We start from the raw sequence: 18,046 nt of genomic DNA, 5'->3' as shown, positions 1-18,046 counted from the left end.
CATATTGCACACTTTCTAATATTATGATTTTATAAATAATGCAAAACATAATTTTTGGGAGGCTGAGATGGCCAAAATTGTTGTTTTAGGTGCAGGACTCGGTGGCGTCATCGCCGCATACGAGATTCGAAATGCGGCTCGCCGCGAAGATGAAGTCGTCGTCATCAACGAGTATGACTTCTACCAGTTTGTTCCTTCTAACCCCTGGGTCATCGTCGGCTGGCGAGAGCGCAAAGACATTGTTGTCGATCTCGTCAAACCTATGAAAAAGAAGAAGATCAACTTCATCGTTGGCAAAGCCGCCAAAGTCGATCCGGAAGCCAAATGCGTTCGCATGGAAGATGGCTCATCAGTCGAATACGATTATCTGGTCATCTCTACAGGCCCTGAGCTCGCGTTCGACGAAATCGAAGGCCTCGGTCCGCATGGCGGCCACACTCAATCAGTCTGCCATATCGATCACGCCACGGCAGGCTATGCAGCCTTCGAAGAACTCTGCAACGACCCAGGTCCTGTAATCGTAGGCGCCGTTCAGGGCGCCTCCTGTTATGGCCCGGCCTATGAAACAGCGATGATTATTGAGACTGAGCTGCGCAAACGTAAGGTGCGTGACAAGGTTCCGATGACGTTCGTGACATCTGAACCGTATGTTGGCCATCTGGGCCTTGGGGGCGTCGGCGATACCAAAGGCCTTCTCGAAAGCGAGATGCGTGAGCGTCACATCAACTGGATCTGCAACGCAAAGGTCAAACGCGTCGAAGCGGACAAGATGATCGTGGAAGAAATGAACGAAGACGGCACGCTCAAGAAAGAGCATGAGCTGCCAATGAAATTCTCCATGATGCTTCCTGCCTTCCGCGGTATTCCTGCTGTGCGCGACGTTGAAGGTCTCTCTAACCCTCGCGGCTTTATCCTGACGGATAAACACCAGCGTAACCCGAAATATCCGGAAATCTTCGGCATTGGCGTGTGTATCGCTATCCCACCAGTCGAACAGACGCCAGTTCCTGTCGGCGTACCAAAAACCGGCTTCATGATTGAGTCTATGGTCACAGCAACAGCTGAAAACCTCGGCGAAATCCTGCGCGGTAAAGAGCCGACGCACGAGGCCACATGGAATGCGATCTGTATCGCAGACTTTGGCGATGGCGGCGTCGCGTTCGTTGCGCAGCCTCAAATTCCGCCACGAAACGTCAACTGGTCAATGGCTGGCGGATGGGTTCACACTGCCAAGATCGCCTTCGAGAAATACTTCCTGAAGAAGATCAAATCAGGCAAGTCTGAAACATTCTACGAGAATGCCGCGCTCAGCATTCTGAAAATTCATAAGCTCAAATAGGCCGAAAGGAGGCCTTTCCGACCATGACGACAGCCACTTCACATACTCTCGTTTGCACTGAGTGCGGACAGCTGAACCGTGTACCGGCTGGAAAGGCACTTTCTCAGGGCAAATGCGGCACATGCGGTGTCACGCTTGCTACGAAAAAGCCCCGCGACATTGACGGTGCCACGCTGTCCAAACTGATGGCAAAGGACACAGGCATGTATGTCCTTGATCTTTGGGCACCCTGGTGTGGACCATGTCGCATGATGGCGCCATCCTATGCCCAGACCGCCGAGGCTCTCGGCGATCAGGTGCGCTTTTTCAAACTCAACACCGATGAGAACCAACAGGCTGCCGGTCGTTTCAATATTCGCGGCATCCCGACCCTCATCGCGTTCAAAGGCGGCAAACAGGCTGGCATCCAGTCTGGTGCCATGCAGAAACCACAGCTCATGGCGTGGACCGGGCAAACCCTCGGCATCCCACAGGGCTGATTACTGAAAGAGTAAACGTCATGAATCTTGATCGTGCAATTTTCGCCTTCGCTGGTGTCGTAATCCTCGCAAGCCTCGCGCTCGGCTATTACGTGTCACCTTACTGGTTCCTGCTAACAGCCTTTGCGGGCCTCAACATGTTCCAGGCTGCCTTCACCGGCTTTTGCCCTGCGGCGATGATCTTCAAAGCTCTCGGTGTAAAATCAGGCTGCGCTTTCAAATGATGAAATCCTCCCGACTGGGGCTGGCTGGTATTCTGGCCGCCCTTCTTTCTTCTACGGCAGTGGCATCTCCGGTAACGCTTGAAGAAGCAATCTCGCGAGCGCTTCTGAATGATCCGAGCATTGAACGCGCAGAAGCCGGCCTGACCCGCGCCACAGCAGGCGGCGACATGGCGCGCGCAGGGCTTGGACCGCAAGCAGGCATTCGCGCAGAAGTCGGAGCGCTGGAAACTGATTTTACCGCTGACAGCATTACGCAGGTACCGCGTTCCGTTGGTCTTCAGGCTGAATGGAACGTATTCTCGTCCGGTGCCAACCCGGCAGCCGTGGATGCGGCCGATTTTCAGTATGACGCCGCACGCAGCCAACTTACTGGCCAGCGCGAAAAGACCATTCTTCAAACCTTCGAAGCTTTCGCTCACGCCTGGCTGGCAGAGCAGGTTTTGAACGTTGCCGAAGCGCGCGTTGAAACCTTCGACATGCGCCTTCAGGAAACGCAGGCACGATTTGATCAGGGACAGGTCACACGGACAGATGTCGCGATGACGGAAGCCCGGCTTGCCTCGTCTCAGGCCCAGCTTGAAGCGACACGCGCCCAGCTTGCTGCGGCCACTGCCCGGCTTTCTCGTCTTACCGGTGTTGCGGATGCCAATCCGGTAGGTGAGTTCTCCCTGTCCGAGACCGGCTTTTCGACCTTCGATGAAGCGCTGAACCGCGTTCTCATTCAGAACTCCGATCTTGAAGCCGCGCGCTCCATGCAGAGCGTTGCAGGCTCACGTCTGGAAGAAGCCCGTGCACGTTTCGGCCCAAGCATTTCCCTACGTGCCCGCGCCACACATGGCGAGGATATGTTCTTCTTCTTTGAAGATCCGATCAGCGACGTGGGCGCCTTCGTAACTGTTGAAATGCCGCTTTTCACAAACGGCATGCGTCAGGCGAGCGAACGTGAAGCTCTGGCAGCGCGTTCTCAGGCCACGGCTGACGTACGCTACGCGGAACTTATGCTTCGGGAAGCTGTGAGCGGCCTCTGGGGCGACATTCAGGCCCGACGCCTCGCCGTGTCAGCTGCAAGCCGCGCCGAAGGTGCAGCACGCCTCGCAGCGGAAGGCGCATTGCGTGAGCATGAGGCCGGTCTTCGAACACTCGTAGATGCTCTGGATGCGGAAAATGCCTTCCGTGATGCGCAGATCGCCCGCATTCAGGCAGAAACCAGTCTTAAGATCGCAGAGGCCCGTCTTTTGAGCCTCTCCAACGATCTCGAAACCGCCGTTTCCAATTAACGCCACGTGAGTGTGGATTAAGTCGCCAAGCTCTGTCATCTGTATCGCACAGATGACAGGGAGCGACACATGACGAAACTCGCAGACAGACTAAACCTTTCCGGCAAGCTTGCGCTGGTGACTGGTGCATCGGGCGGTCTAGGTGAGCACTTTGCGAGGACGCTGTCCGAGGCGGGCGCGACTGTTATTCTGGCTGCACGCCGTCTTGATCGTCTAAAAGCGCTTGAGACCGAACTTGTCGATGCTGGTGGCAAAGCCTTCAGCGTCGCAATGGATGTCACGTCTCCACAATCTGTAGATGACGCCTTCTCTGCCATCGCTGCGGAGTTTGGACGTCCGGCCGATATTATCGTCAACAATTCCGGGATTGGTCAGGCGAGTTGGTTCCATGAAACGCCTGAAGACGAATGGCAGTCCGTCATCGAGACGAACCTCAATGGCGTCTGGCGCGTGGCCAAAGCGGCAACCAATGCGCTGATCTCAGCAGGCCAGCCCGGTTCTATCGTCAATATCGCATCCATCACCGCGCAAAAACCTGCCATGATGAACGTAGCCTATTCGGCTTCAAAAGCTGCCGTAGACCACATGACCCGAAACATGGCGGTGGAAGCTGCACGCCACCGCATCCGCGTGAATGCAATCGCGCCTGGCTATTACAAGACCGACATCAACGCCGACTATCTGGAAAGCGAAGCAGGCGCACGCATGGCCAAACGCGTTCCGATGCGCCGCTTTGGTGACTATCAGGAACTGGATGGTGCGCTCGTGTTACTCGCCTCGGACGCTGCATCCTATATGACCGGCACCACCATCACGGTGGATGGTGGCCACACGCTCTCCCCGCTCTAAGAGGCTTACAATGCTAGGCGGGATTGAAGCGGGTGGCACAAAATGCGTCGTTGCAGTCGCAGACGATGATCTCTCGATCATCGCTCAAGCGACCATTCCGACCACTGCACCTGTTGAGACCTTCGCCTCAATCCTCAGCTTCTTTGAGCAAGCCCAAAACGACCACGGCTCCGGCCTGACGGCTATTGGTGTTGCAAGCTTCGGTCCCGTTGGCGTCGATCCCGCTTCCTCCAGCTATGGCGAAATACTTGAGACACCCAAGCTGGCATGGCGCGGCGTTTCATATCAGGACCGTCTCTCGCACTTCGGCGTACCTGTCGTTGTAGATACAGACGTGAATGGTGCAGCCCTAGCGGAACAGATTTTCGCCGCGACCGAGGTTTCAGATACACTCGCCTACGTCACGGTCGGCACAGGCATAGGCGTAGGCGTCGTTCAGGCTGGAAAGCTCCTCTCGGGCTTCTCTCACTTCGAGATGGGGCACATCCTGCCCCGCAGAGCTGAAGGCGACACATTTGAAGGCCTCTGCCCTTCGCATGATGACTGTCTGGAAGGGCTCGCCTCGGGTCCGGCCATCAAAGCACGTTGGGGACAGTCTCTATCAGACCTCAGCGCCGATCATCCTGCGCACGATATTGAGGCCGATTATCTGGCTCAGCTCGTACACTCGATTACGCTTATGCACGCGCCACACAAAATTGTGCTCGGCGGCGGCGTTATGAAAGCCGAAGGCCTCATCGAACGCATTCGCGCAAAAGCGGAACGCTATCTGGCCGGATATATGAAGCATGCTGCTCTGGATACCGGCCTTCAAAACTACATCACCAAGCCGAAGCTTGGTGACAAGTCAGGTATCATCGGAGCGTTAGCCCTCGCCCGCGCCAGTGACGCAGGCGAGTAAGCGCTAGGCTTCAGCCGTTTCGAAGAGCGATTTCAGATCCTTTTTGAGGATTTTACCGTTCGCGTTACGCGGCAGTGTGTCTTCGCAGAACACGATCTTCACAGGCGTCTTAAACTTGGCAAGGCGTTCCATAACCCACTGCTTCAGCTCGTCTTCGGTCGCGCTCATACCCGGCGCAAGGTGGACGACTGCCGCGGGTTCTTCACCAAGGATACGGTGCGGAATACCGATCAGCGCAGCATCTGTAACGGCCGGATGATCATAAAGAACATTCTCAACTTCAGACGAATAGATGTTCTCGCCGCCACGAATTATGATGTCTTTTGCGCGGTCCACGATGAAGCAGAAGCCTTCCTCATCAAGACGAGCAAGGTCGCCGGTTTTCACCCAACCATCGACGAATGTTTCTTCGGTTGCTTCAGGGCGCTGCCAGTATTCCTGAACAACCATAGGTCCGCGCGCCCAAAGCTCACCGACTTCACCAACTGGAAGTTCTTTGGAGCCATCAGGGCTCATAATTTTAAGGTCGGCTGTCGCGACAGGTGGGCCACAGCTTTCAGGGCGAGCCTCATAGTCTTCGGCGCCGTGCACTGTCACAGTCGCAGACGTTTCCGTCATACCCCAGCCATTACCCGGCTCTGCGCCAAAAACTTCGCGAATCTTGCGGACAAGCTCCGGCGCTGACGGCGCACCGCCATAGCCAATAGATTCAAGAGATGACAGATCGTACTTTTCACGGTCCGGATGCTCAATCAGCTGCCATGCGATTGTCGGAACACCGCCGGTAGACTGAACCTTCTCACGCTCGATAATTTCGAACGCTTTCACCGTATCCCATTTGTACATGAAGACGAGTGTGTGTCCGGCAAAGATGGAGCCCATCATGCGGGCATTCGCAGCCGTTACGTGGAAGAGCGGAATGACCAGCAGACCAACCTTCTTTTCTGGCTCTGGCGGAGCTTCACCACGGCGCATAGCACCTCGCGCAGTCGCATATCCGGTAGAGAACACGTTGGTCGTCGCATTACGATGTGTGCCGACAGCGCCTTTTGGCTGACCGGTTGTGCCAGACGTGTAGAAGATCGTCGCGCGGTCTTCAGGTTTCACCTCAACGTCAGGAAGGTCCTGATCCGGCAGCGTATTCCAAGTCGACGGAGCGCCGATCACGCTTTCAAGCTGAATGTAATCGTCAGACGCTTCAGGCGCGCGCGACACAATCATTGTCTCCAGCGTGGTCACCTTGTCGAGGTCACCTGAAAGTCGATCCAGACGCTCATTGTCACAGACCAGTACTTTAGAACCGGAATTCTCAATACCGAAGGCGAGCTCCGCACCCGTCCACCATGCGTTCAGAGGAACAATGATGGCACCGATGGATACAGCTGCGAAATATGCGACCGGCCATTCCGGCAGGTTACGCATGGCGAGCGCAACGCGGTCACCTTTCTTGATGCCCAGTTCCTGCAGCTTGCGTGCGAACGCAGATGTTGCGCGGAACCATGAGTCAAACGAGACGCGTTCGTCCTCATAGATTGTGAAAAGGTGATCACCGTGTGTTCGGCCCTGCATTGCGAGTTCACGCAGTGTATGTACGCCGTTTTTCCAGTCGCGAGTCGGCACGCCGTTTACGTCAACGGTCTCCATCTCAAAGCGCTGTCCTGGCGCGCAAAGAATTTCGCGGATCTCTGCAAGGCTCTTTGCCGGAAAGGCTGAAGCTGTTGTCATTTGACCTGTCTCCCCATGACACTCTTCCAGGTTATCCCGGATTATTACCTATAGTCATGGTATAGTGGGCTATCAGATCATTCCACTGGTTCCAAATGAATATTCTGCAGAAGTATCATGCAGTGACGTCGTAGCCGTAAATCCAGTCCATACGCTGATGAACGATCTCCGGAAGGATATTTCCGGCCAGCCACATCGGCCCATACGTCATCAGGCGCTGCACCGGATTGCGATGATGGAAGGTCGTCGCATTCTTGCGTGACAGGGCCTGCACATGTGTCGCGCGCGCGTGACGACGCGCCTGATAGGTTTTCAGTGCTTCTACGATTGAGCGAGACCCTTTGAGGCAGGACTTGAGCATCCACGCGTCTTCCATGGCCATTACAGCGCCCTGAGCCACGAATGGCAGCATAGGATGGGCGGCATCTCCGAGCACGCACATGCGCTCGTCTACCCAGCGGCGAAGCGACGGGCGATCGAACAATGCCCAACGGAAAAAGGACTCACCCTGCTCAATGATATCGCCAATGACTGGGTCCCAGCCTTCAAACTCGGCGCGTAGTTCTTCCTTCTTGCCCTCGATCGACCAGCCCTCTTCGCGCCAGTCATCGCGCTCGATCACGCCAACAAGGTTCACAAGCTCGCCACCGCGCAGATAATAGGTGACGGCGTGCTTGCCGCGCCCGACCCAGGCACAGGCCGTAGGCGGTGGCGGGTGCGCTGTCAGCTTGCTGGCAGGCACAACCCCGCGCCATGCGATACAGCCTGTAAATCGAGGCACATATGGGCCAACAATATGCGCCTGCACGACCGAGTGAATGCCGTCCGCTCCGACAAGCAGGTCGGCATTGTCCACGTCACCACCGGACAGATGAACCGTCACGCCTGTGGGCGTTTGCTCCACGGATTGAAGCTGAGTGTTAAACCTGACCTCAATGTTCGGCGCAGCGTTGCAAGCATTTTCGAGGATGGAGATCAGGTCTGCCCGGTGAATATGCAGATAGGGGGCGCCCCAGCGGTCTATTGCTTTGTCCTTCAAAGGGATGGTGAAAATCGTTTTACCGCTTTCGCCAAAGCGCATCTCAATGCGTTCCGGTTCGAAAGCAGTTCTGCGCATTTCGGCCTCGAGACCGAGCGCCTGCATGACGCGCATCCCGTTCGGGCCGATCTGAAGGCCAGCTCCGACCTCGCTGAAAGCAGCGGCCTGCTCCAGCACAGTCACATCATGCCCGTCTTCAGCAAAACAGAGTGCAGCAGTAAGTCCGGCAATACCGCCGCCAGCGATCAGAATTTTCATAGGTTCAGAAAGACCTGCTGCCGGTAAATGACAAGTGCGCTTTTTGTCCTGCCCGAACTATTGGCGGACGGTTTTGGGGCGTTTCACGAACACAAGCGCTGCGATCAGAAGACAAACCATAGCCGTGGCACTGACTGTGAGCGGCAAATCATTGTGGATCATATAAAGGCCTGCACCGATAAGAGGCCCTACCACAAAACCAGCAGGCGGTGCGGCAGCCATAAGTGCACCAGCCGCCCCTTGATCCTTTGGCTCAACTGCCAGTGTACCCAGCGCATTCAGCGACGGCACGATTAACGCTGCGCCGCTCCCCATCACTGCAAACGACATGCAAAGGAAAATAAACGGCGTATGGATGATCGCGGTCGCGTATCCGGTTGCCACCAGAGCCAGCCCTACCGGCAACATGAAGCGCGGGTCCGGCTTGAAACGATCTACGTAGAAAGTCTGCACCAGCACCATGCAAACCGCCATGACGGCAAACACCAGACCGCCAAACTCGACAGCCTCTGCCCCCTGATACCCGAAACGGTCGGCGACAAACCAGGCAATCGTCTGCTGCACGCACGCGACGGCCATGAAGTACGAGACGAGGAAGATAATGAAAGGGCGCACACGCGGGTCCATCAGAGACAAAGGCTTGGGCCTTTGCGCGGCTGTGTCAGCCTCTTCCTTCGGCAGAACGAACATGAAAATCAAACCACAAACCAGCGAGAATGCGACCGACCCCCAAAGCGGCGCCAAAGCACCGAAGCGCGCGAGAATCGCGGCTGTCGCAGGCCCAAGTATCGAACCAACGCTCATCGCAGCGCCCAAAAAGCCAAGACCGGCTGCGCGGTCTCGCGCTGTCGTCGCGTCCGTCATTGCAGCGAAGGCAGCTGGCTGGAGACCGGACGACAACAGTCCAAATGCCGTTCGTACCGCCGCCAAGGCGAAGAAGGCCTGAAGCCCCACGAAAACGCCATGGATCGCCGCATCCAGCGTAAACAGGAAAATCATATTGTTGAACGCTGTCATGAATAGCGCGAACACCATGACCCGCTTACGCCCGATCCGTCCGGAGATACGCCCCCAGACCGGCGTCATGAACGCAAACAGCAGAGACGACAGCGTCAACATGCCTGCGACCTGAAGCTCGGTCAGGCCAGCACTGCGTGCCAGAGGCGGCGCAACGACGAAACTGATGGTAAAGCCGACTCCCATTGAAAGGAGCCCGAAAGCAATCACCCATTTCTGAAGGCGTGATAAAGGCCTGACTGGTGCTGCTTCGCTCATATAACCCCCGACGACCGCGCTCTATGGTGCGTGTACGAGGCTATATGTATTCGTTTTTAGAATGAAGCCACCCCTCACCTTAGGTAAGGGGTGGCATTCCATTACTTCTTCTGCGGAGCCAGACGGATGTTGAGCTCGCGAAGTTGTTTGTCGTCGACAACTGAAGGCGCACCCATCATGAGGTCCTGAGCCTGCTGGTTGAACGGGAAGAGAATAACGTCACGAATGGACTCAGTCTCTGCCAGCAGCATAACGATACGGTCGACGCCAGGTGCGATACCGCCGTGTGGAGGCGCGCCATAGCGGAAGGCGTTCAGCATGCCGCCAAACTCTTCTTCCACGACTTCAGGGCCGTAACCCGCCAGTTCGAAGGCTTTCAGCATGATGTCAGGGCGGTGGTTCCGGATCGCGCCCGAAGACAGCTCAACGCCGTTACAGACGATATCATACTGGAACGCCAGAAGGTCGAGTTTCTTCTCATCCGTATCCGCTGCTTCCAGCGCGTCCATACCACCTTGCGGCATGGAGAACGGGTTGTGCGAGAAATCGATCTTCTTGTTGTCTTCGTCGTACTCATACATCGGGAAGTCGACGATCCAGCAGAAGCGGAACACGTCTTTCTCGACGAGGTCGAGCTCTTCACCAATACGCAGGCGCGCAGGACCAGCCAGTTTGTAAGCTGCTTCCTTTTTGCCCGCGGAGAAGAAGACACCATCGCCATCTTCAAGGCCTGTTGCCTCAAGGAATGCTTTTAGGTGCTCAGGATCGAAGTTCTTCAGGACAGGATCCTGGCTGACAACATTGCCGCTCTCGTCCTTACGAAGACGCGCATAGCCGAGACCCGGAGCCTGCATCTCTTTCTTCGCCCACTTATCGAAGTCGTCGAAGAATTTACGGGACTGGGTTTCAGTCGCTTTTGGTGCAGGGATCGCAATTACCTTGCCGCCGCCGTTGGTAATCTTCGCAAAGATTGAGAAGCCTGTTTTACTCTCGTCTTTGAAGAAGTCTGTGACGTCTTTCAGCTCGATCGGGTTGCGAAGGTCAGGCTTGTCAGAGCCGTATTTTTCCATCGCTTCACGGTATGGAATACGCGGGAATGGACCTTCGGCCATATCTCGCTTTTTGCCATCCCAGTTCTGGAACTCGCGGAAAACGCCAGCCATGACAGGTTCGATCGCCTGGAAGACATCTTCCTGCGTGACAAAGCTCATCTCAATATCGAGCTGGTAGAATTCGCCAGGAGAGCGGTCAGCGCGAGCATCCTCGTCGCGGAAACATGGCGCGATCTGGAAGTAGCGGTCAAAGCCGGACACCATAAGCAGCTGTTTGAACTGCTGAGGCGCTTGCGGCAGCGCATAGAACTGGCCCGGGTGCAGACGTGACGGCACGAGGAAGTCGCGCGCACCTTCCGGAGAAGACGCTGTGAGGATTGGTGTCTGGTATTCAGTGAACCCCTGTTCGACCATACGGTTACGCAGGGATGCAATAACCTGACTACGCAGAACCATGTTCTTGTGCAGGCTATCACGACGCAGGTCGAGATAACGGTGTTTCAGACGGATGTCTTCCGGATAGTCCGGCTCACCAAAGACTGGCAGAGGCAGTTCGGAAGCTTCCGACTGAATGTCGAGCGTTGCAACCTGAACTTCGATCTCACCTGTCGGCAGGTTTTCGTTCACGGTTTCGGCATCGCGCGCAACGACTGTGCCTTCGATCGTGATGACACTTTCGACGCGAATCCGCTCAAGACGTTCAAAATTTTCGTTTGAAGGCGTTACGACACATTGCGTCAGACCATAATGATCGCGTAAGTCGACGAACAGGAGTCCTCCGTGGTCGCGTTTGCGGTGTACCCAGCCCGACAAGCGGACCGTGTCACCCACATGGGTTTGCCGTAGCGCGCCACAGGTGTGCGTCCGGTAGAGATGCATTTGAGGAAGACTCCGTTGATAAAATTATTCTGGCGCGCACACGACACAGGGCACCCCGCCTTGTCAAGCGAGTGAAAGGCAAACCTGCACATGAGCGACACGGATATCGCTGTAATCAAAGAACAAGGCGAACTCAACGCCTTCTGTGACGCACTTTCACAAAGCGACGTCATTTTTGTGGACACAGAATTCCACCGTGAGAGCACATACTGGCCGACCCTGTGTTTGATTCAGGCGGCTGGTGAAGGCGTAGAGGGCATTATCGACCCTATGGTTGATGGGCTCGACCTCGCCCCTTTCCTGAAACTGATGGGCGATGAGTCGATTGGAAAAGTCTTCCACGCGGCTCGTCAGGACATGGAAATTTTTTATCGGTTGATGGGCACGCCCCCATCCCCGATCTTTGACACGCAGATCGCCGCTATGGCGCTCGGCCTCGGTGATTCCATTTCTTACGAGAATCTGGTGTCAGGTCTGGCCGGTCAGCAGATCGACAAATCGTCTCAGTTCACGGACTGGACGCGCCGCCCGCTTAGCCAGAAGCAGCTCAAATACGCGCTCGGCGACGTAACGCACTTACGTACAGTCTACGACCGGATGGCCGAGAAGCTGGATGCGAAAAACCGCTGGAGCTGGATCGAGGAAGACAATCAGGCGCTTGCTGCGCCAAGTCTATACGACACCGATCCGGAGAATGCGTGGAACCGGATGAAGATCCGCCGCCCGAAGAAAGACTATCTGGCTGTTCTCAAGAATGTTGCGATCTGGCGAGAACGCCTCGCGCAGGACCTTAATCGTCCGCGCAGTCGCATCCTGAAAGATGACGCAATACAGGAAATTTCGGACCAGCGCCCGCGCACAGCTGAAGCTCTGGAGCGTCTTCGCTCGGTTCCAAAGGGGTTTGCGAAATCCCGTCACGGCGCTGGCCTGCTCGATGCGATCAACTACGCTCTGGACAATGTTGATGAAGTCGCACCGCAGGTGGACAAGCCAAAGCATCGCTCTGCGTCGCCCGCTGGTGCGTCAGACCTTCTACGTGTCCTGCTAAAACAGGTTTGCGATGATGAGAACGTGACGCCGCGTCTTGTCGCAAACGCGGCTGACCTTGAACGCATTGCATCAGGCGATGGCGAGTCTACGGCTGTCATGTCCGGATGGCGATATGACTTGTTTGGGCGTCAGGCCGAAGACCTTCTGCATGGACGTCTCGCCATCACCTTCAATCAGGGAAAGGTCGAGTTGTTCGACACGTCTCAGGCCAGCAAGGCCTGAAGACTACCGGACATCGGCTTCTAGATTGAGCTGGGAGGCAAGATGCCCCAAACGCTTTCTAACGCCATCAGACATCAGGTTCTGGTGGCGTTTTTGTATGGTCAGCACGAGCTTGCCATCAACAACGCTTAGGGATGCCCGCTTGAGTATTCTCTCAGTACGTCCTGAGAACTCGGCTGCGAGCCTTATGATCAGCGCGACAGTTTTGGCTCTGTCGATTTGCTCTGGCGTCAGAGCAGTCGTTTCCAGGTCGGTCGCCGTAAACTTGCGCCAATAGCGGATCGCGGTCACCAACCCCAGATAAATACGCGCCGGGTGGTCAGCGCCCGAATAGGGTCCACGCAGCACGATCTGGCGCGCAATATCAGAGCGGTGATCCGGGTGCATGGTTGCGCCAATGTCCGCCAGTAGAAAGGCTGCCTCATGCAGCCGGTCTTCAGGTGCGTGGGTATCGCCAAATACAGGCGGAAGCGCGCTGAGGATATCAGCCGAGAAATTATGCAGCTCGTTTGTGAAGCCCGCCTGCCGCGAATCCTGCCGTGCAAGACGTGCAACGCCTGCAAAGAGAGGATCTAGCCGCTGCGTTTCCGCCTCCATGCCACTGAAAACAAGCCCCTCACGAACGCCGTTGGCAGAGACAACAACGTTGTCTGCCTTCGACATTTCGAGGACCGTTTTCAGAGTCAGGGCGGCAAACTCGATGATCGGCGTCCGCTTGCCCGCGACGGACCGGATAACATCATCAGGACGCTTTTTCGCGTCCATCAGCAGCTTGCAAAGCGAAATCATCTCTGATGCCGGAATGACATAAGACTGAAGCACCTGAAGCGGATAGTTATTCAGCGCCATGTGAATGCTGGCAATCGCACGCCAGGCCCCGCCCACCGTGTAAAAATTCCGGCATTTGGGCACCCCGCCCTGTGCTTTCAGAACCTTCTTCACATGGGTGGAAAGGCTCGTCTTTTCGTCAGGCTGGAAAGCCTGCAATGCGAACGGACCAAGCTTGTATGTTTTACCTTCGGTGAGTTCGCCCGCATCAGTGGTAATCAGCTCAAGGCTGGAGCCACCAAGGTCACCGATCAAGCCTGTCGGCGCGCCCTGCCCCGCAACCACACCAAGCGCCGCATAATGAGCCTCTTCGGGGCCTGTGAGCACGCGCACAGGAAAACCGGATACACGCTCGATCTCTTCGCAGAACGCGTCCCCGTCCTCGGCTTCGCGTGTGGCCGCCGTGGCGATAGCGGTTACGTCATCTACACCCAGCGAAGAACAAATGGCGGAATAGCGCGATAGTGCCTGCAGCGCGGCTTCTACGCCTTCTGGTGAAAGACGACCCGAGTCGGACAACCCACGCCCGAGACCGGCCATGACTTTCTCATTCAGGCGCGGAACGATACTGCGCCCGTCAATCTGGTACACGAGCAGGCGAACGGAGTTCGAACCGATATCGATAACGGCTTGCTGCCGGACAGCCTGCTTCCTGGAAAATCTCCACAAGACGGGTGGTCTGGCAATTCCTGTCGCCATTAAGCCTTGGCCTTCTTCGTTGCTTTCGGTGCCAGCTTAGGCGGCATTTCCATATCGAGCGCTTCGCCGCGACCTGACAAGCTCGGATACTCCATCAGGTAATCATGTACGCTGAATGGTTCGCCTTCAGGCAGAACCCGCTCATACGTGCCATCAGATTGTAAAATCCAGCTCTGGGCATCATCGTTCAGGTTAGCGACCATAATCTGGTTGAGCACCTGACGCTTCACAGTTTCATTCTCCAGCGGAACGAAGGCTTCCACGCGTCGGTCCAGATTACGGTTCATCCAGTCAGCAGACGAAATGAAGACCTTAGCTTCACGTGATGGAAGCTCATGACCGTTCGCGAAGCAGGCAATACGTGAGTGTTCGAGGAAACGTCCGACAACGCTTTTCACCCGGATATTCTCCGAAAGGCCCGGCACACCCGGACGGAGTGAACAAATGCCACGAATGACCAGCTCAATCGGCACGCCCGCCTGACTTGCGCGATACAGCGCATCGATCACCTCAGCATGGACCAGCGAGTTCAGCTTCACCCAGATGCCGGAAGGTTTTCCGGCTTTAGCGTTTGCGATCTCGGCTTTGATCAGCTTCAGAATGTCATTCTTCATGCTGAGCGGCGACATGGACACCTTCTCCAGCATTGGAGGCTCAGCATAGCTCGTCACATAGTTGAAGATGCGACCTGCATCACGGCCCAGCGCCTGATCATCCGTGAACAACGACAAGTCAGTATAAATCTTGGCCGTAATCGGGTGATAATTGCCAGTTCCGAAGTGGGTATAAGTTCGAAGCTCTCCGCCTTCACGTCGTACGACCAGACTGATTTTGGCGTGGGTTTTATACTCGATGAAGCCGTAGACGACCTGAACACCCGCACGCTCCAGATCGCGCGCCCAGCGAAGGTTTGCCTCCTCATCAAAGCGCGCCTTGATCTCAACCAGCGCGGTGACGTTCTTTCCAGCCTCTGCAGCTTCCACGAGCGCCGCAATAACCGGCGAGTTCTTACTGGTACGATAGAGCGTTTGCTTGATGGCAATCACGTCCGGATCACGCGCAGCCTGCTTTATGAACTGCAGAACGACATCGAAGCTCTCATACGGATGATGGACGATCATGTCCTTCTGGCGGATTGCGGCAAAACAGTCGCCGCCATTTTCGCGCACACGTTCCGGGAAACGTGGCTCGTACGAATCATATGACAGCTCCGGGCGATCATCGGTGATCAGCTCGGAAAGCTGAGCCATGCCCAGAATGCCATCGACTTCGATAATGTCCTGATCTTCCGCTCCGACGCCAGACACGATAAATTTCTTGAGGCTTTCATCAGCACCGCGTTCGAGCTTCAGGCGAACAACGCGGCCGCGACGACGTTGCTTCAGCAGAATTTCAAATTCGCGAATGAGGTCTTCGGCTTCCTCTTCAATCTCGATATCGCTGTCGCGCACGACGCGAAACTCACAGCGATTAAGGCAGCTAAAGCCCGGGAAGATGATATCGAGGAAGAGCTCCAGCATGCTTTCCAGCGACAGGAAGCGAATGGACTTCTTCGTCTTCGGCGTCGCTGGCAGTCGGATGAATCGATCAACCTGAGATGGGAGCGGCATAAGCGCCTTCATCATCTCACCGGTTGTGTTGTTCTTAAGGTCCAGCGCAATCGCGAAGCCAAGGTTTGGGATGAATGGAAACGGGTGCGCCGGATCAACCGCCAGCGGCGTAATGATCGGGAAGATATGGTCCATGAAATAGCTTTTCAGCCACGCCTTGTCCGTCTTCGTCACATCCTCGACTTCGAGCACATGAATGTCCTCTTGCTGAAGTCGTTTACGCAGCTCGTTCCAGCGCGTCTGCTGATCGGCCATTAGCCGCAGTGCAAGTTCATTCACCGACTGGAGCTGCTGCGCCGGCGTACGCCCGTCCAGTCCCGGACGCGAGACACCCGCACGGACCTGTTCACGCAGACCAGCCACGCGAACCATGTAGAATTCGTCGAGGTTATTTGCCGAGATCGACAGGAAACGGAGCTGTTCGAGAAGCGGATGCTTGTCATTGGCCGCTTCTTCGAGAACCCGCTGATTAAAGCCAAGCCAGGACAGTTCACGGTCGATGAAACGTGATGGCGACGACAATGTTATCGCCCGCGGTTCGGCAGAACCCGCTTTATGCTCCGAACCGGATTTTGAAATGCTCATATCAGCCTCAAGACAATGGGTCAGACCTCGTCTGTTTCCCACTCTTCGATTAATTCGTTGAGAACGTCGCGGGCAAGCGGAATAGTCGCCGGACGTTTCGTTTCCGTCATTGCTCTGTCCAGACGGTCAGCAAATGCTTCAATGGCCTGAAAGCTGCGATCAAGCCGCGGCTCGAGGAAAGACAGTGTTTCTTCGGGGATTCGTATGAACCTTCTGAGACAGGCAGCCCTTAAACGACGGATAAAGGCTTCATCGTCCATGGCAGGCAGCATGATCGTCGTCATGGCCGCAAGTCGTGAAACAAGGTCCGGCGGCGTGACATGCCAGACAGATGGCTGGCCGTGCCCGCCAACGAGAATTTTGACACCGCTCTCTTCGGCGAGATTGAGGATCGTCAGAAGGCTCGCGGAAGCTTCGACATGATGGCAATCATCCAGACATAATGGCTGGCTTAGCAGGTCGGACAGCGCCTTGGGGTCCAGATTTTCCCAATCCGCTGGAACCAGATATCGGCCACCAACTTCTTTTGCCCAACTCTTAAGAATACTGGTGACACCGGAATTCTCCGGCCCCGTCACACACAGAGTGGATTTAGGCCATTCCTGCCAACGCCGAAGCACGTTGAGCGACTGTTGCCCCTGATCATCGGAGAACAGCGCATCCAACGGCAAAATCGGCGATGGGAAAGCGAGTTTGAATTGCTCACCCGGCATACTCAATCAGCCCTAAAACTGGCGGCTGCCGCCATATTCTATCACCCAGCCATCCGGTGAAGATGACAGATTAATACCGCGCTGACCGAATTCGGTACGCAGGCGCTCCTCGCTTCCCGCGTAGGTGAAAGAGACAAGCGCTCCGTCACGCGCGATTGCGTCTACACGGAAACCGGAAATCAGCGGTGAATTCGACATGGCAGAGCGCATCGCATTCCAGCTGCGCTGATCGGAAAAACGCGCAACGGCAGTGCTGTCTGTTCGCGCTTCATCGCTTCGAACAATGGACTGGCTCTTCCAAGCCGCATCCATATAAGCCGATGCCGCAGCAACAGCCTCTTCAAGAGTTGCAACCGAGCGGGTACGGCCAATGACGGTTTGTCCTGCGGCTGTCATTCGCGTGAGGTTTACGGCATAATCGCCCTCTGTACCGACCAGACCGGCGAAAATAGCGCCTGTAGCGCCCACAGAGCGCACTTCCGGCGCAACGGCAGACCAATCTGCGACTGAAGAGCGAGGACGCTGAGACGTCGTGTAAGGGCTCAGAGCGCCTTCGTCAGAACGTGGCCAAACTGCTGCCCATTCGGCAACGGGCGCAGCACTTGCCGAGACAGGGACCAGCAAAACGCGCGACGCCTGCTGATCGATGAATGGCACACCGCGCTGAGACAGCTGCGCACGCAGACGGATCGGGTTGTAAACAACGGACAGCTCTGCACGATAAACAGTTGTCGAACGGCGTTCATTATCAACGTCTACCGCCGCAGCGAGTTCGTTGGCATTTGAATAGCTGTAGAAATCCTCGCCAAGCAGCGCACGATCTTCTTCCAGCGTCAGACGCTCGATCAGACGGTACAAACCAATGATCTTGGCTTCGGCCACCGCCTGCGCTTCGGCTTCTCGCGTCGTATTCGCTGTGTGATCCACTGGAATGTTGGAAATCGTGTAAACATCACGCAGATCAGCGTGAGCTGACGTCGCGCCCATGAAAAGCGCGATGACTGCGCTCAGCAATACGGAAATCTTTTTCATACGACTCGTC

General features: G+C 55.9%; 15 protein-coding genes. 7 read left to right on the top strand and 8 right to left on the bottom strand.

Annotated elements, in window-relative coordinates; translation table 11 throughout:
- Positions 1 to 67 precede the first annotated feature (67 nt).
- From P1U45_RS11500 to P1U45_RS11475, 6 genes are all read left to right on the top strand, one after another.
- On the top strand, positions 68 to 1,339 hold the full coding sequence (locus P1U45_RS11500; RefSeq protein WP_301059196.1) for an FAD-dependent oxidoreductase: 1,272 nt from the start codon (positions 68 to 70) through the stop codon (positions 1,337 to 1,339).
- A 23-nt stretch (positions 1,340 to 1,362) separates the two neighbouring features.
- Entirely contained in the window at positions 1,363 to 1,818 is a 456-nt protein-coding gene (gene trxC / locus P1U45_RS11495; protein ID WP_301059195.1) for a thioredoxin TrxC, read from the top strand.
- Positions 1,819 to 1,838: 20 nt separating this feature from the next.
- On the top strand, positions 1,839 to 2,042 hold the full coding sequence (locus tag P1U45_RS11490) for a DUF2892 domain-containing protein (RefSeq protein ID WP_022695142.1): 204 nt from the start codon (positions 1,839 to 1,841) through the stop codon (positions 2,040 to 2,042).
- Positions 2,039 to 3,319 (top strand): TolC family protein, encoded by a 1,281-nt coding sequence (locus P1U45_RS11485; protein WP_301059194.1) that lies wholly within the window; start codon positions 2,039 to 2,041, stop codon positions 3,317 to 3,319. The genes P1U45_RS11490 and P1U45_RS11485 overlap by 4 nt, the downstream gene beginning before the upstream one ends.
- Positions 3,320 to 3,388: 69 nt before the next feature.
- The gene (locus P1U45_RS11480) at positions 3,389 to 4,168 is read left to right on the top strand and encodes an SDR family oxidoreductase (protein WP_301059193.1); all 780 of its coding nucleotides are present in this window, start codon (positions 3,389 to 3,391) and stop codon (positions 4,166 to 4,168) included.
- A 10-nt stretch (positions 4,169 to 4,178) separates the two neighbouring features.
- Positions 4,179 to 5,069, top strand: a complete 891-nt coding sequence (locus P1U45_RS11475; protein ID WP_301059192.1) for an ROK family protein — start codon at positions 4,179 to 4,181, stop codon at positions 5,067 to 5,069.
- A gap of 3 nt (positions 5,070 to 5,072) precedes the next feature.
- Here P1U45_RS11475 and P1U45_RS11470 read toward each other — a convergent pair whose 3' ends face one another.
- From P1U45_RS11470 to aspS, 4 genes are all read right to left on the bottom strand, one after another.
- On the bottom strand, positions 5,073 to 6,794 hold the full coding sequence (locus P1U45_RS11470) for an AMP-binding protein (RefSeq protein WP_301059191.1): 1,722 nt from the start codon (positions 6,792 to 6,794) through the stop codon (positions 5,073 to 5,075).
- A 115-nt stretch (positions 6,795 to 6,909) separates the two neighbouring features.
- A complete protein-coding gene (locus tag P1U45_RS11465) occupies positions 6,910 to 8,091 on the bottom strand; it encodes an FAD-dependent monooxygenase (protein WP_301059190.1) in 1,182 nt (393 codons plus the stop codon).
- 57 nt (positions 8,092 to 8,148) lie between these two features.
- Positions 8,149 to 9,366: an MFS transporter gene (locus P1U45_RS11460; protein WP_301059189.1), complete on the bottom strand. Its 1,218-nt coding sequence runs from the start codon at positions 9,364 to 9,366 to the stop codon at positions 8,149 to 8,151.
- A 101-nt stretch (positions 9,367 to 9,467) separates the two neighbouring features.
- Positions 9,468 to 11,297: an aspartate--tRNA ligase gene (gene aspS, locus P1U45_RS11455; RefSeq protein ID WP_301059188.1), complete on the bottom strand. Its 1,830-nt coding sequence runs from the start codon at positions 11,295 to 11,297 to the stop codon at positions 9,468 to 9,470.
- A 90-nt stretch (positions 11,298 to 11,387) separates the two neighbouring features.
- Here aspS and rnd point away from each other — a divergent pair, with 90 nt between their 5' ends.
- Positions 11,388 to 12,569, top strand: coding sequence for a ribonuclease D (rnd, locus tag P1U45_RS11450; protein WP_293609361.1), 1,182 nt, complete (start codon positions 11,388 to 11,390; stop codon positions 12,567 to 12,569).
- Positions 12,570 to 12,572: 3 nt separating this feature from the next.
- Here rnd and P1U45_RS11445 read toward each other — a convergent pair whose 3' ends face one another.
- The 4 genes from P1U45_RS11445 to P1U45_RS11430 are packed head-to-tail and all read right to left on the bottom strand — an operon-like array spanning position 12,573 to position 18,036.
- Positions 12,573 to 14,096 carry a Ppx/GppA family phosphatase gene (locus P1U45_RS11445; RefSeq protein WP_301059187.1) on the bottom strand — a complete coding sequence of 508 codons (1,524 nt, stop codon included), beginning with the start codon at positions 14,094 to 14,096 and terminating at the stop codon, positions 12,573 to 12,575.
- Positions 14,096 to 16,291, bottom strand: coding sequence for an RNA degradosome polyphosphate kinase (locus tag P1U45_RS11440; RefSeq protein WP_301059186.1), 2,196 nt, complete (start codon positions 16,289 to 16,291; stop codon positions 14,096 to 14,098). Before P1U45_RS11440 ends, P1U45_RS11445 begins: the two co-directional genes overlap by 1 nt.
- 20 nt (positions 16,292 to 16,311) lie before the next feature.
- Entirely contained in the window at positions 16,312 to 17,004 is a 693-nt protein-coding gene (locus P1U45_RS11435) for a hypothetical protein (protein ID WP_301059185.1), read from the bottom strand.
- Between the two features lie 12 nt (positions 17,005 to 17,016).
- The gene (locus tag P1U45_RS11430) at positions 17,017 to 18,036 is read right to left on the bottom strand and encodes a hypothetical protein (protein ID WP_301059184.1); all 1,020 of its coding nucleotides are present in this window, start codon (positions 18,034 to 18,036) and stop codon (positions 17,017 to 17,019) included.
- Positions 18,037 to 18,046 lie beyond the last annotated feature (10 nt).

Origin of the sequence: Ponticaulis sp. (assembly GCF_029210165.1) — a bacterium.
Classification (GTDB): Bacteria; Pseudomonadota; Alphaproteobacteria; order Caulobacterales; family Hyphomonadaceae; genus Ponticaulis.
The sequence above is the reverse complement of the archived record's forward strand: the minus strand, read 5'-3'. Positions and strand labels throughout refer to the sequence as shown.

Bases quoted from the DNA above. Each gene is read 5' to 3' on its own strand.
- P1U45_RS11475 (WP_301059192.1), top strand. From the start codon at position 4,179: ATGCTAGGCGGGATTGAAGCGGGTGGCACAAAATGCGTCGTTGCAGTC.
- P1U45_RS11440 (WP_301059186.1), bottom strand. From the start codon at position 16,291: ATGAGCATTTCAAAATCCGGTTCGGAGCATAAAGCGGGTTCTGCCGAA.
- P1U45_RS11465 (WP_301059190.1), bottom strand. From the start codon at position 8,091: ATGAAAATTCTGATCGCTGGCGGCGGTATTGCCGGACTTACTGCTGCA.
- P1U45_RS11445 (WP_301059187.1), bottom strand. From the start codon at position 14,096: ATGGCGACAGGAATTGCCAGACCACCCGTCTTGTGGAGATTTTCCAGG.
- P1U45_RS11500 (WP_301059196.1), top strand. From the start codon at position 68: ATGGCCAAAATTGTTGTTTTAGGTGCAGGACTCGGTGGCGTCATCGCC.
- P1U45_RS11480 (WP_301059193.1), top strand. From the start codon at position 3,389: ATGACGAAACTCGCAGACAGACTAAACCTTTCCGGCAAGCTTGCGCTG.
- P1U45_RS11490 (WP_022695142.1), top strand. From the start codon at position 1,839: ATGAATCTTGATCGTGCAATTTTCGCCTTCGCTGGTGTCGTAATCCTC.
- P1U45_RS11485 (WP_301059194.1), top strand. From the start codon at position 2,039: ATGATGAAATCCTCCCGACTGGGGCTGGCTGGTATTCTGGCCGCCCTT.
- rnd (WP_293609361.1), top strand. From the start codon at position 11,388: ATGAGCGACACGGATATCGCTGTAATCAAAGAACAAGGCGAACTCAAC.
- P1U45_RS11460 (WP_301059189.1), bottom strand. From the start codon at position 9,366: ATGAGCGAAGCAGCACCAGTCAGGCCTTTATCACGCCTTCAGAAATGG.
- aspS (WP_301059188.1), bottom strand. From the start codon at position 11,297: ATGCATCTCTACCGGACGCACACCTGTGGCGCGCTACGGCAAACCCAT.
- trxC (WP_301059195.1), top strand. From the start codon at position 1,363: ATGACGACAGCCACTTCACATACTCTCGTTTGCACTGAGTGCGGACAG.
- P1U45_RS11470 (WP_301059191.1), bottom strand. From the start codon at position 6,794: ATGACAACAGCTTCAGCCTTTCCGGCAAAGAGCCTTGCAGAGATCCGC.
- P1U45_RS11430 (WP_301059184.1), bottom strand. From the start codon at position 18,036: ATGAAAAAGATTTCCGTATTGCTGAGCGCAGTCATCGCGCTTTTCATG.
- P1U45_RS11435 (WP_301059185.1), bottom strand. From the start codon at position 17,004: ATGCCGGGTGAGCAATTCAAACTCGCTTTCCCATCGCCGATTTTGCCG.